The sequence below is a fragment of the Cupriavidus sp. PB-02 genome (genome assembly GCF_058252315.1).
On sequence record NZ_CM177694.1, the window covers coordinates 1274921 to 1289295 of the forward strand.

Annotated in this window: 12 protein-coding genes; 7 read left to right on the top strand and 5 right to left on the bottom strand. The window is 64.3% G+C overall.

From position 1 onward, the window contains the following. The 3 genes from AC10V3_RS06090 to AC10V3_RS06100 are packed head-to-tail and all read right to left on the bottom strand — an operon-like array spanning window position 1 to window position 3676. Entirely contained in the window at window positions 1–1683 is a 1683-nt protein-coding gene (locus AC10V3_RS06090; RefSeq protein WP_041681306.1) for a class I adenylate-forming enzyme family protein, read from the bottom strand. Window positions 1684–1699: 16 nt separating this feature from the next. Further along, entirely contained in the window at window positions 1700–2479 is a 780-nt protein-coding gene (locus AC10V3_RS06095) for an enoyl-CoA hydratase-related protein (protein ID WP_022534292.1), read from the bottom strand. Window positions 2480–2491: 12 nt separating this feature from the next. After that, entirely contained in the window at window positions 2492–3676 is a 1185-nt protein-coding gene (locus AC10V3_RS06100) for a CaiB/BaiF CoA transferase family protein (protein ID WP_454751772.1), read from the bottom strand. A 314-nt stretch (window positions 3677–3990) separates the two neighbouring features. On the opposite strand from AC10V3_RS06100, the gene AC10V3_RS06105 reads away from it, so the two are divergent. Continuing rightward, complete coding sequence (locus AC10V3_RS06105; RefSeq protein WP_022534294.1) at window positions 3991–5667, top strand: sigma-54 interaction domain-containing protein; 1677 nt, start codon at window positions 3991–3993, stop codon at window positions 5665–5667. Between the two features lie 12 nt (window positions 5668–5679). Here AC10V3_RS06105 and AC10V3_RS06110 read toward each other — a convergent pair whose 3' ends face one another. Then, window positions 5680–6150 (bottom strand): Lrp/AsnC family transcriptional regulator, encoded by a 471-nt coding sequence (locus tag AC10V3_RS06110; protein ID WP_022534295.1) that lies wholly within the window; start codon window positions 6148–6150, stop codon window positions 5680–5682. 140 nt (window positions 6151–6290) lie between these two features. Between AC10V3_RS06110 and AC10V3_RS06115 the strand changes: the two genes are divergently transcribed. The 6 genes from AC10V3_RS06115 to AC10V3_RS06140 all read left to right on the top strand — a co-directional run bounded on the left by AC10V3_RS06115 (window position 6291) and on the right by AC10V3_RS06140 (window position 12694). Then, the gene (locus AC10V3_RS06115; protein ID WP_490923280.1) at window positions 6291–8831 is read left to right on the top strand and encodes an indolepyruvate ferredoxin oxidoreductase family protein; all 2541 of its coding nucleotides are present in this window, start codon (window positions 6291–6293) and stop codon (window positions 8829–8831) included. A 136-nt stretch (window positions 8832–8967) separates the two neighbouring features. Then, on the top strand, window positions 8968–9807 hold the full coding sequence (locus tag AC10V3_RS06120) for a DUF6537 domain-containing protein (RefSeq protein ID WP_490923281.1): 840 nt from the start codon (window positions 8968–8970) through the stop codon (window positions 9805–9807). 34 nt (window positions 9808–9841) lie between these two features. Continuing rightward, complete coding sequence (locus AC10V3_RS06125) at window positions 9842–11047, top strand: aminotransferase-like domain-containing protein (protein ID WP_022534297.1); 1206 nt, start codon at window positions 9842–9844, stop codon at window positions 11045–11047. Between the two features lie 9 nt (window positions 11048–11056). Beyond that, complete coding sequence (locus AC10V3_RS06130; RefSeq protein WP_022534298.1) at window positions 11057–11359, top strand: DUF1330 domain-containing protein; 303 nt, start codon at window positions 11057–11059, stop codon at window positions 11357–11359. Continuing rightward, the gene (locus tag AC10V3_RS06135; RefSeq protein WP_490923283.1) at window positions 11356–12336 is read left to right on the top strand and encodes a quinone oxidoreductase family protein; all 981 of its coding nucleotides are present in this window, start codon (window positions 11356–11358) and stop codon (window positions 12334–12336) included. Before AC10V3_RS06130 ends, AC10V3_RS06135 begins: the two co-directional genes overlap by 4 nt. 40 nt (window positions 12337–12376) lie before the next feature. Next, a complete protein-coding gene (locus AC10V3_RS06140; protein ID WP_022534300.1) occupies window positions 12377–12694 on the top strand; it encodes a DUF1330 domain-containing protein in 318 nt (105 codons plus the stop codon). 38 nt (window positions 12695–12732) lie between these two features. Here AC10V3_RS06140 and AC10V3_RS06145 read toward each other — a convergent pair whose 3' ends face one another. After that, window positions 12733–14103, bottom strand: coding sequence for an MFS transporter (locus tag AC10V3_RS06145; RefSeq protein ID WP_041680987.1), 1371 nt, complete (start codon window positions 14101–14103; stop codon window positions 12733–12735). Window positions 14104–14375 lie beyond the last annotated feature (272 nt).

Here is a 14375-nt window from a genome sequence, read left to right on the forward strand (position 1 = left end):
TTATGCTCCCGCGACGGCCCGTGCCCGATACCGGACCGCCGTCGGCTTCAGTTGTCCGCGCAGGGTCATCTCGACCAGTTCGCGTTTGAGGATCTTCCCGCTGGCAGTCAGCGGGAAGCTGTCGAGTCCGAGGAAGTACTCGGGCATGTCGTACTTGGACAAGCCGCAGCCCGCGAGGTGTTCCAGCATGTCGCTCGCCGGCAGCTCCTGCCCGGCGCGCACGATGACCGCCAGGCAGACCTTCTCGCCCAGTCGCTCGTCCTGCACCGGGTAGGCCGCGGCGCGTTCCACCTTGGGATGGCGCATGGCGAGTTCCTCGATCCGTGCCGGGTGGATGTTGTGTCCGCCCCGGATGATCAGGTCCTTCTTGCGCCCGACGATCACCACGCAGCCGTTCTCATCGACGATGCCGAGGTCCCCACTCATAAACCAGCCATGGATGTTGAACGAGGTCTCGGTAGCGACCTGGTTGCTGAAGTACCCGAGCATCAAAAGGCCGCCGCGCCCGCCGATCTCGCCGACTTCGCCGACTTCGGCTTCTTCGTCGATGTTGTCCTGCTTCCAGAGCTTCACCTCGTAGCCCCGGCACGCGCGACCGCAGGTGGACACGATGGTGTCCTGCGTGTCGGTCGGAACGGTGTAGTTGTGCGACCCGTTCTCGGTCATGCCATACACGTTCTGCGGCGTCACGCCCAGGCTGACGAACTTCTGCGCGACTTCGCGGGGAATGGCCGCACCGGCCATGTAGAAGGTGCGGACCTCGCCCAGCGACGTCATGTTGCGGTCGCGTAGCGCCTGCAGGATGTCCATCGCATGGGTGGGTACGCCCATCACGTAGGTCGCGCCCGTTTCAAGGATCCAGTCGAGCGCGTGCTTGCCGGCGCGCAGGTTGGTCATCACCATCTCCAGCCCGGCCACCAGCATCTGCTCCATGGCGACCGTCGCAATGTGGTGGCTCATGGGGCTGAGTGTCAGCAGCGTGGTATCGGCCGTGTGGCCCCAGTCTTCGACCAGCGCACGGCCATTCGCCAGCAGCGTGTTGTCGCTGTGCATGACGCCCTTGGGCAGGCCGGTTGTGCCCGATGTGAAGGCGAGATAGACGATCTTGTCCGGATTCAGGTCCGGGGTGGAAAGGGCAGAGGGGGGCTGCCTGTCCGGGAACGGCAGGGCGCCCTCCGGCAGTGCGGCATCGCCGGCAGCCGGATTGGGCAGCGCAAGCACGCAGGCCAGCGTCGGGATATCCGCCACCCTGGCGAAGATGGAGTTGCGATCGGCGTCGGCGCCATAGCCCGGCATCGCGAACAGCGCGCGGCACTGGATGCGGTTCAGCAGCGTGCAGATCTCGTCGACAGTGTAGTTCTGGTGCAGCGACGGGCAGCAGACGTAGCCATTGCGCGAGCACGCCAGGAAAATGATGGTCGCATGCACGACGTTGGGCAGCCAGATGCCGACGCGGTCGCCGGGCTTCAGGCCCTGGCGATGGAGCGCTTCGGCGACGCTGTCGACCCAGTCGACCACTTCCCGCCAGGTCAGCCTGACATCGGCATCGCGCAATGCGCAGGAGGTGGGACGCTCGCGCGCATGGCGCCGGGCCAGCGTGTACAGCGTCTCCTGCTGCCAGATGCCCGATAAATAGTAGTCCCTCGCATTCTGCGGGTTGTGAAGGGTCAGGATGTTCTGCATGATGGTCACCCGTACTTCAATGTCCGAACTTCGAGGGGTCGGGCTTGCGGCGCTCGGCGAAGGCGGCTGCCAGCTCGTCGTGCTCGTTCGATTCGAGGTAGCCGCGCAACAGCAGGTCGTGCGCCATCCGGGACAGGCCGCTCACGCCGCCGTGGCGCGCATTGAAGGCGCTCTTCAGCGAGGCCAGCGCAAACGCGCCGCGCTCGGCGACCTCCAGGGCATACTCCCGGGTCGCCGCGCGCAACTGGTCATCGGGGACGACACGGTTGATCAAGCCGATCTCGACCGCCTCCTGAGCGGTGATCTTCGGGTTGCGGTACCAGATGTCCTTGGCGCGCTTCTTTCCGACCAGGTCCTCCAGGTACCACGTGCCGTAGCCAGCGTCGAAGCTGCCGACCATCGGGCCCACCTGGCGGAAGATCGCGGACGCCTTCGCGATGGTCAGATCGCAGACGACCTGCAGCACATTGCCCCCGCCGACCGCAAAGCCATTGACCGACGCAATGACGGGCTTTTGCAATCGGTCGATGCTCTCGTACATCTCAAGCGTCGGCAGCACCCCGGCATAGAGCGTGGTGTCCTGCATGCCGTCCTTGCGGCCACCGGTGCAGAAGAACTTGTCGCCGGCACCGGTGATCACGATCACGCGCGTACGGGTTTCACGGCGGATCGCGTTGATGCAATCGCGAATCTCGTGGCACATGGTCTCCGTGAACATGTTGCCGTCATCCGGCCGGTTCAGCGTGATCGTGCCGATGGGGCCGTCTTCTTCGTAGAGGATTTCCGAGTAGCTCATTTTGTCTCCTGGTTAGACGATTTCTGAGTCGATGAGGCCTGCGATACACGTCGCGGACATGGCAAGACGTTCCGCGAGAATGCGTTCGGTGTCCTGCCCGAGGGCGGGGGGAGGGGTGCGGTAGACGGCGCTGGCGCCGTCGAAGCCGATGCCGAGGCCAACCTGCGGGACACGCCCCGCGGCACCCTGGCCGGCAAAGAACATGCCGGCGTCGCGCAACGGCGCGTCGTCGACCAGTTGGTCGATGCTGTTGATCGGGCCGGCCGGGATCCGGTGCCTGGCGAACAGCGCCAGCCAGTGTTCGCGCGGCTGGGTAGCCAGGAGCTCGGCAATGGCGGCGACGATCGTGTCTCGTGCCTGGCGACGCTTCGCATTGGTTTCAAAACCGGCCTGCTTGCCGTAGGCGGGGTGTTCAACCGCGTCCCAGAAGCGCTGCCAGATGGCGTCGTTGCCCAGGCCGAGCGTGATGGGGAAGTCGGCGGTCTCGAACACCTGGTAGATGGCAATGACCGAGTCGGTGCCGCCCGAGCGCATCGGCGGCTCACCGGACCCGAGGTACGGGACGATGCGCGGTGCCATGAAGCGCGTGGCGGTGGCAACCATCGATACATCGACCTGCTTGCCGGCACCGGTGCGTTGCCGCTCGAACAGTGCGGCGAGCGTGGCCATGGCAATATCCTGGCCCGCCAGCAGGTCGGCCGCGGGGGTGCCGACCTTCTGTGCGGGCCGGCCTGCCTCACCGGTCAGATGCATCACGCCGGAGTAGCCTTCGGCGATCAGGTCATAGCAGGGCAGGTCGGCACGCTCGCCCTGCAGGCCGAAGCCGGTCACGGACACATGGATCAGCGCCGGGTGAATCGCCTTGAGCGTGGCGTAGTCCAGCCCGAGCTTTTCCTGCACCCGCTGCGTCGTATTCAGGACGACGACATCGGCCTGGCGCACCAGTTGATGGGCGATGCCGCGACCCTCGGCCCGGGTCAGGTCGACCGTCATGCTCTGCTTGTTGCGGTTCATGCTCAGGAACCACAGCGACTCGCCATCCAGGAACGGCGGGCCCCAGCTGCGCGTATCGTCGCCGCCGGCGCGCTTTTCGATCTTGATGACTTCCGCGCCAAGATCGGCGAGCAGCAAGGTGCCATAGGGGCCAGCGACTGAGGTGGTGAAGTCCAGCACGCGTACGCCTTCGAGGCATCGCATTCCAGGACCCTGGGGCATCAGCGGGAGTGTATTCAGGGCGTCCATTTCGGGTCGGTTGAACAAGGTCGCACCGATAACCGCAAAGGGCGTGCCAGTGTCTTGGCATGCGCTTTGCAGTGATCCCTTGCGAGTTCCCGAGACCCAATTCCCGCTTGGCCTGGAAGCCGCCATGGGCCAGCATCGTTGCGGCAGACAGCCGTGGCAGGACTTAGAATTGGACTGTATTCGTGCTGTACTCGAGCGTAGTCGGAAAGGCACTTGTGTCGTCGGCGAAGACACTTGGCTTCCGGCAAGGCTCACCTTGTGGTGGAGACATGAAACGAGAATCGGAAGGCATCCTCGTCCTGGACAACGAGGGCAAGACGACATTTGCAAGCGGACTGGGCCGCGACACGCTGGTCTCCGGTTCGCTCAGCCGCATGTGGCAGAACCGTGCCCGCGTTCCCGTCAAGCGGCTTTCCGCCATGACGGAACTGGAACGCCCGCTGACGGTAGCGGCCATTCCTACGCGCGATGCCGTCTGCTTCCTGATCTTTGCCGTGCAGGAAGCCGACGAACTGACGGAATTCCTGGCCAGCGTGGATTCGGCCGAGGACATCCTCAGGCACTTTGTGACCGACCCCTACAAGGCCATGGTGGTGGTCGATACCGCGGGCAAGATCACCTACATGAGCCCCGTCCATGAGCGCTTCTTCCGGCTCAAGCATGGCGAGGCAATCGGCCGTCCGGTGACCGAGGTCATCGAGAACACCAAGCTCCAGGAGGTAGTGAAGACTGGCAAGGCGCAGGTCGCACAGCTGCAGGAGATGAATGGCGTCACGCGCGTCGTATCCCGCCTGCCGATCTTCGACAGCAACAAGCGGCTGGTGGCCGCCATCGGGCAGGTGATGTTCAAAGGGCCGGAGGCGATGCGGGAGCTGACCGGCGAGCTGGCGCGCGTCAAGCAGGAGCTGGACTTCTACAAGCGCGAGCTCTCAGGCATCCGCAATCGCAGTTACGGACTGGACCAGATTGTCGGCAGCAGCGATGCGGTACGCCGGCTCAAGGAGGACATCCTGCGGGTCGCGCCGCTCGACGTGCCGGTCCTGTTGGCCGGCGAGAGCGGCACGGGCAAGGAGATGGTCGCCCATGCCATCCATATGCTGAGCCCCCGCAGTGACAAACCGCTGATCCTCGTCAATGCGGCGGCGATGCCCCCGAATCTCGTGGAAAGCGAGTTGTTCGGCTATGAGCCCGGGGCGTTTACGGGGGCGGACCGGAAGGGGCGGAAGGGCAAGTTCGAGGCCGCAGATACCGGCACCATGTTTCTGGATGAAATCGGCGACATGCCGATCGACATGCAGGTGAAGCTGCTGCGCGTGCTGCAGGACGGGCAGTTCGAGCGCATCGGCGGCGAACGGGCCCGGCATTCCGATTTCCGGCTGATTTCAGCCAGCAATCGTGACTTCAAGTCCATGATCGCCAGCTCGACGTTCCGGCTGGACCTGTTCTACCGGATCAGTGCGGTCACCTTGCGCCTGCCCGCGCTGCGCGATCGCCTTGAGGACATCCCGGAACTTGCTGACACCTTCCTTGAGGCATTTGCGTCGCGCCACGGTGCCCCCAAGAAGGCCATTTCCGAGTCGGCCATCCGCTACCTGCAGTCTTGCGCCTGGCCGGGCAATATCCGGCAGTTGCAGCACGCGATCGAGCGTGCGGCGATCTTCTGCGATGGTCCTGCGTTGTCCATTGCCGACTTCGGCAGCCTCGAAGGTGCCGACCAGCCGCCGGGCAGGCGCCCGGCAGGCACCGAAAGCCTGGCCGGAAAGGGCAAGGCGGATATCCGCGAGGCCAAGGAACGGGTGGAGTGCGAGCTGATCCTCGAGGCCATGCGGCGCACGGGTGGCAACAAGAAGCGCGTGGCGGAAGAGCTCGGTATCTCCCGCTCTTATCTCTACAAGCGGTTGAGCATGATGGAGGAGGCTCGCGATGACGAGCCGGCCTCCCGCTGACAGTCCATCGCGCTATAGCATCGGAGACGTACGGTTCAGCACAGCCTTGAGGGCAAAGCTGGACCGTATGTGCTCGACGCCCTTGATGCGCGTCAGCGTCCGGGTCAGGAAGTTCTGATACGAGCCCATATCCGGTACCACCACGCGCAGGATGAAGTCCGCATCGCCGGTCATGGTGAAGCAGCTCATGACTTCCGGGGCGACAACAATTTCCTTCTCGAAGCGGGCGATCGCGGCCTCTGACTGGTTCTCCAGTGTGACGGATACGAACACATTGAGTTCCCCGATCAGCTTGCCTTCGTCCAGCCGCGCCACGTAGCCGCGGATATACCCCTGTTCCTCGAGCCTGTGGACGCGCTTGAGCGTAGGGGTCAGCGACAGCCCGATCCGTTCCGACAGTTCCCGCCAGCTCAGCCGCCCGTCGCGCGCCAGTTCCCGCAGGATCTGCAGGTCGGGTTTGTCGAGATTGTGGACATAGTTCATTTGCTCTGTGCGCTCATCTTGCGATAGTTCAAACGTACTACAAAACGACTCAAATGTAATTCACTTTGGTGCAGATCGCTCCGGGCCGAAACCTAAACTAACTCATCCATTTTCAAGATGAAATCCCCCCGGAGACACGCGTGGTTAATCAAGCGACGTTGCCCAGCGCATCGGGTTCGGCGGCAGCCGAGCAACGAACATTCCTGACCGGCATACAGGCACTTGTTCGCCTGCCGATGATACAGCGCGAGCTCGACCGTGCGCGCGGCCTCAGCACCGCCGGCCTGGTATCGGGCTACCGGGGGTCGCCGCTCGGCGCGTACGACCAGCAACTGTGGAAGGCATCGAAGCAACTCGCTGCCCATGATGTGGTGTTCCAGCCGGGCCTCAACGAAGACCTCGCCGCTACCGCCCTATGGGGTGCACAGATGCACCGCGCCTTCGGGGAAACGAAGGCCGACGGCGTCTTTGGCATCTGGTACGGGAAAGGCCCGGGCGTAGACCGCACGGGCGACGTCTTCCGCTGCGCCAACATGCTTGGCACGTCGAAACTGGGCGGCGTGCTCGCCGTTTCCGGCGACGACCACGCCGCGCAGTCGTCCACGTTTCCGCACCAGACCGACGGCATCTTTCATTCGGCATCGATTCCCGTGCTGCAGCCGGGCAATGTGCGCGAGGTCATCGAACTCGGCCTGGCCGGCATCGCGATGTCGCGCTTCTCCGGGCTATGGGTGTCGCTGAAGACGATCGCGGAGGTGGTTGAAACTGCTGCCACCGTCGACCTGGGTAGCTGGCCGGCCTTCGTCGAACCTGCCGACTTTGTCGCGCCCGCGCACGGACTTAACTGGGATCCGAGTGTGGCATGGCCGGGCCAGCGCGCGGAACTCGAGCGCCGCCTGATCGAAGAACGCCTTCCCGCCGCGCGCGCATGGGCACGGGCGAACCGGCTCGACCGGGTCGTGGTCGAGGCGCCCGCCAGGCGGCTTGGGATCATCACCGTCGGCAAGGCGCACCAGGACCTGATGCAGGCGTGCCGCGACCTTGGCCTGGCCGATGCCGACCTGCGCGCCATGGGTGTCTCCGTCTACAAGGTGGCGATGAGCTGGCCGCTGGAAACCGAGGGCGCGTGCGCGTTCGCGTCGGGGCATCGGGAAGTGCTCGTGGTGGAAGAGAAGCGCGCCAACGTCGAGGCCCAGCTCAAGCAGGCGCTGTTCCACCGGCCTGCATCGGAACGCCCCGTCGTCACCGGCAAGACCGACCAGGATGGCGCGGCGCTGCTGCCGGAAATTTCGGAGCTGAGTGCCCACCTGGTTGCCGGCGTACTGGTGCGCCGGGTGCTGGCCAACGGCATCGACGCACCCTGGATGCAGGATCGCCTTGCCGTCCTCGACGCCGCCGCGAAGAAGCCTTCCGCCGCCGTCATCCCCATCCGCCAGCCGTACTTCTGCTCGGGCTGCCCGCACAACACCTCGACGCGCACACCTGACGGCTCGATCAGCAGCGGCGGGATCGGCTGCCACGTGATGGCGATCTCCCAGCCGGAACTGAAGACCAGGGTGATGAGCCACATGGGTGGCGAGGGCGCGCAGTGGGTCGGCGCGGCTCCGTTCTCCCGGACGGCGCACGTGTTCCAGAACCTCGGCGACGGCACTTACCAGCACTCCGGCCTGCTTGCCATCCGTGCCGCCATCGCCGCGAAGACCAACATCACCTACAAGATCCTGTACAACGACGCGGTCGCGATGACCGGCGGGCAGCCGGCGGAGGGCGTGAACGATCCCGCCCGCATCACGCGGCAACTGCACGCGGAGGGCGTGGGACGGATTGCGCTGGTCACCGACGATCCCGCGCGCTGGCAGGGCAATAAGCCGCTGGCGCCAGGGGTGGAGGTCTTCCATCGCGACCAGCTCGATACGGTGCAGCGCCAGTTCAGGGAGATCGCCGGCGTCACGGCGATCGTCTATGAGCAGACCTGCGCGGCCGAGAAGCGGCGGCGCCGCAAGCGCAAGGAGATGCCGGATCCGGACCAGCGCCTGTTTATCAATCACCAGGTCTGCGAGGGTTGCGGCGATTGCTCGGTGCAGTCGAACTGCATCGCCATCGAGCCGCTCGAGACCGCGCTCGGGCGCAAGCGCACCATCAACCAGAGCGCCTGCAACAAGGACTTCTCCTGCGTCAAAGGCTTCTGCCCGAGCTTCGTCGAAGTGGAAGGTGTCGCGCTGCGCAAGCCGGACAAGCGACGGCTGGCCGCCATGGAGGCGGAGCTGGTTGCGCAACTCCCCGCACCGGCACTCCCCGCGCTGGACGAGCCGTTCAATATCTACATCACCGGCATCGGCGGCACCGGCGTCCTGACGATGGGCGCCTTGCTCGGTGCGGCGGCAAGCTGCGATGACCTGTCGGCTACGGTGCTCGACTTCACCGGCATGGCGCAGAAGAACGGTGCCGTTGTCAGCCAGGTGCGTATCGCCATGGCCGACTTCCAGATTCCGGCGTCGCGCATCGGCGAAGGGAAGGCCGACCTGTTGCTGGGCGCCGACCTGGTGGTGTCAGCGGCGGTCGACTCGCTGACCCGGCTGGCACCGGGCCGCACTGCCGCCGTCCTCAACCTTGCCGAAACGCCCACGCCGGATGTGATCCGCAACCGGGACGCCGCATTGCCGGTCAGGCCTGATGCATGACCGGGTCCGCAGCCGGTGCCACGGCGCATCGTTCCATGCCATGGATGCAGGCGCGCTGGCGCAGCGCATCTTCGGCGATACGTTGCCGACGCATACCATGATGCTCGGTTATGCGTGGCAGCAGGGGCTGGTCCCGTTGAGCCGCGAAGCGATCGAGCAAGCAATCGAGCGCAATGGCGCGGCCGTCGAGATGAACAAGTCGGCGTTCAACTGGGGACGTATCGCCGTAGCCAGGCCAGAGGCACTGGATGCCATTGGGCAGCAGCCGCTTGCATCGAACCCGGAAGTGGACTCGCTGGACGCGCTGATCGATCTGCATCGACGCCAGCTCATCGCATACCAGGGCAACGACTATGCAAAGAAGTATCTCGACCTGATTGCCCTGGTGAGGGCTGCCGAGACCCAGGCGAAGCCCGGTAGCGAGGCATTCACGACGGCCGTGGCCCGCAGCGCCTACAAGCTGATGGCCTACAAGGACGAGTATGAGGTGGCCCGCCTGTACACCGCGCCGGCATTCCGGGAATCGTTGCAACACCAGTTCTCGCAGGCGGACAAGGTATCGATCTGGCTGGCACCGCCGCTTCTTTCCCGTACCGATCCGAAGACCGGCCGGCCGCAGAAGCGCAAGTTCGGGCCGTGGATCTTCCCTGTGCTCAAGGCGGTTTCCTGTCTTCGCGGGCTGCGGGGAACGCCGCTGGATGTCTTCGGCTACACCACCGAGCGACGCGCGGAGCGACGCCTCATCGCGGAATATTTCCACGATATCCGCAAGGTTTGCTCGCGCCTCACGCCCCAGAACCTCCATCAGGCGGTCGAGTTTGCGGCAATGCCGATAGAGATTCGCGGCTTCGGTCCGGTGAAGGCGCAGGCCATGGAGGCCCATGCCGCGCGGCGTCCAGCGGTGCTGGCGGGGCTGATGGACCGGCCCGGCAGTGAAAGTGGCAAGCAACAACTCAGCAGCGTCAACGCTGCATGACTCAGGCGGCCAAGGAAACAAGGAAAACCACGAAATGAAAAGCAACGACATCCAATTCTCGCGCCGGGCGCAGGCACTGACGAGTTCCGTCATCCGCGAAGTCCTGAAGCTGACGGAGAAGCCGGAAATCATCTCCTTCGCCGGTGGCCTGCCGTCCGCGCAGACCTTCCCTGTGGCGGCGCTCCGGGCCGCCTGCGAGCGCCTGTTTGCCGACGCTCCGGCAGCGGCGTTGCAGTATGCGCCGACCGAGGGGTTGCAGCCGCTGCGCCAGTGGGTGGCAGAGAAGCACGGCGTGGATGTTGCCAATGTGCTGATCACCACGGGCTCGCAGCAGGCATTAGACCTGCTGGCGAAGGTCTTCATCGACCCGGGCAGCAAGGTGCTGGTGGAAGCGCCGACCTACCTTGGCGCCTTGCAGGCGTTCTCGCTTTCCGAGCCGGCCTACACCGAGGTGCCGACCGACGACCAGGGCCTGCAGCCAGAGGCGCTGAGCGAAGCGCTCGTGGCCGGCGCTAGGTTCCTGTACACGATCCCGAACTTCCAGAATCCAACGGGGCGACGGCTGCCGCTCGAGCGCCGCAAGGAACTGGTGGCGCGAGCGCAGGAGTTCGGTGTCCTGCTGGTCGAGGACAACCCCTATGGCGAGTTGCGCTACAGCGGTTCGCCGCTGCCGTCGCTGCATTCGCTGAACCCGGAAGGCGTGATCTACATGGGGTCGTTCTCCAAGGTCCTGGCGCCGGGCCTGCGCCTGGGCTACATGCTGGCGCCGCCGGCGATCCACGCAAAGCTGGTGCAGGCAAAGCAGGCTTCCGACCTGCACACGCCCAGCTTCACGCAGCGCGTGGCCTATGAAGTCCTGAAGACCGGCATGCTCGACAGCCATATCGCCTCGGTCTGCGATCTCTATGGCAAACACTGCGCGGCTATGCTCGATGCGCTGTCGCGACACATGCCCGAGGGGGTGCGGTGGAGCCGGCCGGAAGGGGGGATGTTTATCTGGGTCGAATTGCCGGCGGCCATCGACACCATGGCCTTGCTTGAGGATGCGGTAGCCAGGAACGTGGCCTTCGTTCCTGGCGCGCCGTTCTATGCCATCACGCCGCGCAACAACACCCTGCGGCTCGCCTTCGTCACGGTACCGCCGCAGAAGATCGAGGAGGGCATCGCCAGGCTCGGCGAGCTGGTTGCGAGCCATCTCCGGGCGCTGCAGCCGGCCGACCCGGTCGCGGAAGTCCAGTGAGGAGAAGCCATGCGTAAAGGCTACTGGATCGCCTTGGTCGACGTCACCGATGTCGAGGGTTACAAGGGGTATATCGCGGCCAATAAGGCCGTGTTCGAGAAATTCGGCGGGCGCTTTATCATCCGCAACGGCGAGAAGGAAGTCGTGGAGGGATCGCTTCGTTCGCGCGTGGTGGTGATCGAGTTCAGGGACTACCAGACGGCCCTGACATGCTATCGGTCGCCCGAATATCGAGCAGCGATGGCGCTGCGCGAGCCTTATTCGCAAGGAGACATCGTCGTGATCGAAGGATATGAGGGGCTGCCCGCATGAGCAAGACAAAGGCAATCAGGATCCGCGAGACCGGCGGACCGGAGGTCATGGAGTGGGTAGACGTTGACCTTGGCGAGCCACGCGCAGGCGAGGTCCAGGTCAGGCATCACGCCGTGGGGGTCAACTTCATCGACGTGTATTTCCGTACGGGCTTGTATCCGATGCCACTTCCCGGCGGCATCGGCATGGAGGCGTCGGGCGTGGTCACTGCCGTCGGCGACGGCGTGACCAGCTTCCGGGTTGGCGATCGGGTGGCCTATGCGGGCAGCGTGCCGGGCTCGTACGCGCTGGAACGCGGGGTTCCGGAGGGCGAGCTGATCCATATCCCGGACGGCGTGGGCTTCGAAGAGGCTGCCGCGGTGACGCTGCAGGGCCTGACGACGCAATACCTGCTGCGCAGGGCATATCGCGTGAAGGCCGGCGACACGATCCTGATCCATGCCGCCGCGGGAGGGGTGGGTTTGCTGGCCTGCCAGTGGGCCAGGGCGCTGGGCGCGCGGGTCATCGGCACGGTCAGCACCGATGAGAAGGCGGAACTGGCCCGCGCAAATGGATGCGACTTTCCCATCGTCTATTCCCGCGAAGACTTCGCCAGCCGAGTGCGTGAGATCACCGGCGGGGAAGGGGTGCCGGTGGTCTATGACTCCATCGGCAAGGACACCTATGTCGGATCGCTCGACTGCCTGGCCCCGCTCGGCACGTTCGTCAGCCTCGGGAACTCGTCCGGGCCGTTGCCGCCGATTGAGGCATTCGAGTTCACCAAACGAGGTTCGCTCTTCTTCACGCGGCCGCAGTTGTTCCACTATGCGGCCCGCCGAACCGATCTCGACGAGATGGCCGACGACCTGTTCTCCATGATGCAAAGCGGAACGGTGAAGGCGAACATCGGCAATCGCTACGCACTCGACGATGCCGCACAGGCTCACATCGCCCTCGAGGGCAGGAAGACTACCGGATCCAGCGTATTGATTCCGTAGACACAAGCACCAACCAAACGAAAACAGCCAGGAGCAATAGATGCCCAAGGGATATTGGATCGGTCAGGTAGAGATTACCGACCCGGAGAAGTTCGCGGCGTATAGCGAAGCCAATCAGATCGCCTATCGGAAGTATGGGGGCCGGTATCTGATCAGGGGTGGCAATGCCGACGTGGTCGAAGGCAGTTTCCGGTCGCGCCTGGTGGTGATCGAGTTCGAGAACTATGAAACCGCGCTCGCCTGCTACCGGTCACCGGAGTATCAGATCGCAGCCAGCCTGCGCAAGGCCGGATCGACCGGGGATGTCGTGGTGGTCGAAGGCTACGCTGGCGTGCAACCCGAGGACGTGAGCCTGTAAGCGTGAACGGTGGCGCACCTTGCGATGCGCCACCATGCTCAGATACGCGCGTCCGCGGCCGCCGGCGCCGGGATCGAACTGACCGCCGTATCGGCACGCTGCCCGGATGCAGACAACCGATGGTTGATGCAGGCCAGTGCCAGGGCGCCCACGATGCCCGCCGCACCGATCACCAGGAAGTTCTGTTCCAGCGGCAGCTTGAGCGAGACGATCAGCCCGATCAGCACCGGTGCCACGATGGCACCCAGGCGCCCGATACCCGAAGCCATGCCGACACCCGTGGAGCGGATCGACATGGGATAGAACTGTCCGCTGTAGGCATACGCCACGATCTGCGCGCCGGTGGTGCAAGCGCCGACAGCGCCGATAAGCAGGTAGAGCACGTCAGTCGAGGTCTTGAACGTCATCAGGTACAGGAAGAAGGCGCCAAGTGCGTACATGCTTACCAGCACCCACTTGATGTGGAAACGGTCGGCAAGCCAGCCGCCACCAATCGCACCGACCACTGCCCCCAGGTTCAGCGCAATGACAAAGCTCAGCGCGGAGCCAAGGCTGTACCCCGACATCGCCATCAGCTTGGTCAGCCACGTGCTGAGCGCGTAGACCATGAACAAGCCGGTAAAGAAGGCGATCCAGAACATGATCGTACTGACACCGCGGCCCTCCTGGAACAACCGCGCCACCGGTGCGCCGGCGGCGCGGTCCTGGCGCGGTACCTGGAAGGTGGCGCCAGAATCGAGCCTCAGTTGCGGATCGATGCGGCGCACGACTTCACGCAGGTCGCGCTCGTTCTGGCGCGACACCAGGAACGACAGCGACTCCGGCATCGTCTTCAGGATGAAGGGGATCAGGAGCACCGGCACACCCGCGGCAAAGAAGACGACCTGCCAGCCGAATCCGGCAATGAACTGCTTGCCGATCACGGCGGCCAGGATGCCGCCGATCGCATAGCCGGAGAACATCACGGTCGTCATGAAGCTGCGGATCCGGCGCGGCGAATACTCGGTCATCTGCGCAACGATGTTCGGCATGACGCCGCCGATCCCGAGGCCTGCGATAAAGCGCATCACGCTGAACGTGACCGGGTCGCTGGTGAGGCCCGCTGCCGCGGTGAACACGCTGAACAGGAACACGCACAGCGAAATGGTCCAGCGGCGTCCGATCTTGTCGGACAGGGCGCCCAGGAAGATGGCGCCGAACATCATGCCAAACAGCGCTGAACTTGCCATGAAGCCGGCCGTCGAGGCAGTGACGCCCATTTCCTTCATGATCGACGGCAGCGCGGCGCCCGCCACGGCAATGTCGTAGCCGTCAATGATGATCACCAGCAGGCACCAGGCCAGGACCCGCGCGTGGAATTTGTTGAAGCTGGCTTCGTCGGCCAGTTTATGTACATCTATGTGCTGCATATGGGTCTCCTCCATCAGTTACGCTCTCGGAATCGTTCGTGACTTCCCGGTGTGGCACCGTCCGGGCAACGACGCCCATGCCGATGGAGCGAAATATGGTGGATGGAGGGATATGCGTCAATATCATGATGCATAAATCTGGGCATACTACGGGTAATTCCCGTGTTTGTGCTTTGTAGACAAAACAACTACATCAATATGACGATATGAGTGGGGCCTCTAAGGGCTGGTTCTGTGACGTTGCCGGCACTGTCAAGCAGGACACCCGGCGC

Excerpts from the sequence above, each read along its gene's own strand:
- AC10V3_RS06090 (WP_041681306.1), bottom strand. The coding sequence starts at position 1,683 with ATGCAGAACATCCTGACCCTTCACAACCCGCAGAATGCGAGGGACTAC.
- AC10V3_RS06105 (WP_022534294.1), top strand. The coding sequence starts at position 3,991 with ATGAAACGAGAATCGGAAGGCATCCTCGTCCTGGACAACGAGGGCAAG.
- AC10V3_RS06135 (WP_490923283.1), top strand. The coding sequence starts at position 11,356 with ATGAGCAAGACAAAGGCAATCAGGATCCGCGAGACCGGCGGACCGGAG.
- AC10V3_RS06145 (WP_041680987.1), bottom strand. The coding sequence starts at position 14,103 with ATGCAGCACATAGATGTACATAAACTGGCCGACGAAGCCAGCTTCAAC.
- AC10V3_RS06095 (WP_022534292.1), bottom strand. The coding sequence starts at position 2,479 with ATGAGCTACTCGGAAATCCTCTACGAAGAAGACGGCCCCATCGGCACG.
- AC10V3_RS06140 (WP_022534300.1), top strand. The coding sequence starts at position 12,377 with ATGCCCAAGGGATATTGGATCGGTCAGGTAGAGATTACCGACCCGGAG.
- AC10V3_RS06130 (WP_022534298.1), top strand. The coding sequence starts at position 11,057 with ATGCGTAAAGGCTACTGGATCGCCTTGGTCGACGTCACCGATGTCGAG.
- AC10V3_RS06125 (WP_022534297.1), top strand. The coding sequence starts at position 9,842 with ATGAAAAGCAACGACATCCAATTCTCGCGCCGGGCGCAGGCACTGACG.
- AC10V3_RS06100 (WP_454751772.1), bottom strand. The coding sequence starts at position 3,676 with ATGCGATGCCTCGAAGGCGTACGCGTGCTGGACTTCACCACCTCAGTC.
- AC10V3_RS06110 (WP_022534295.1), bottom strand. The coding sequence starts at position 6,150 with ATGAACTATGTCCACAATCTCGACAAACCCGACCTGCAGATCCTGCGG.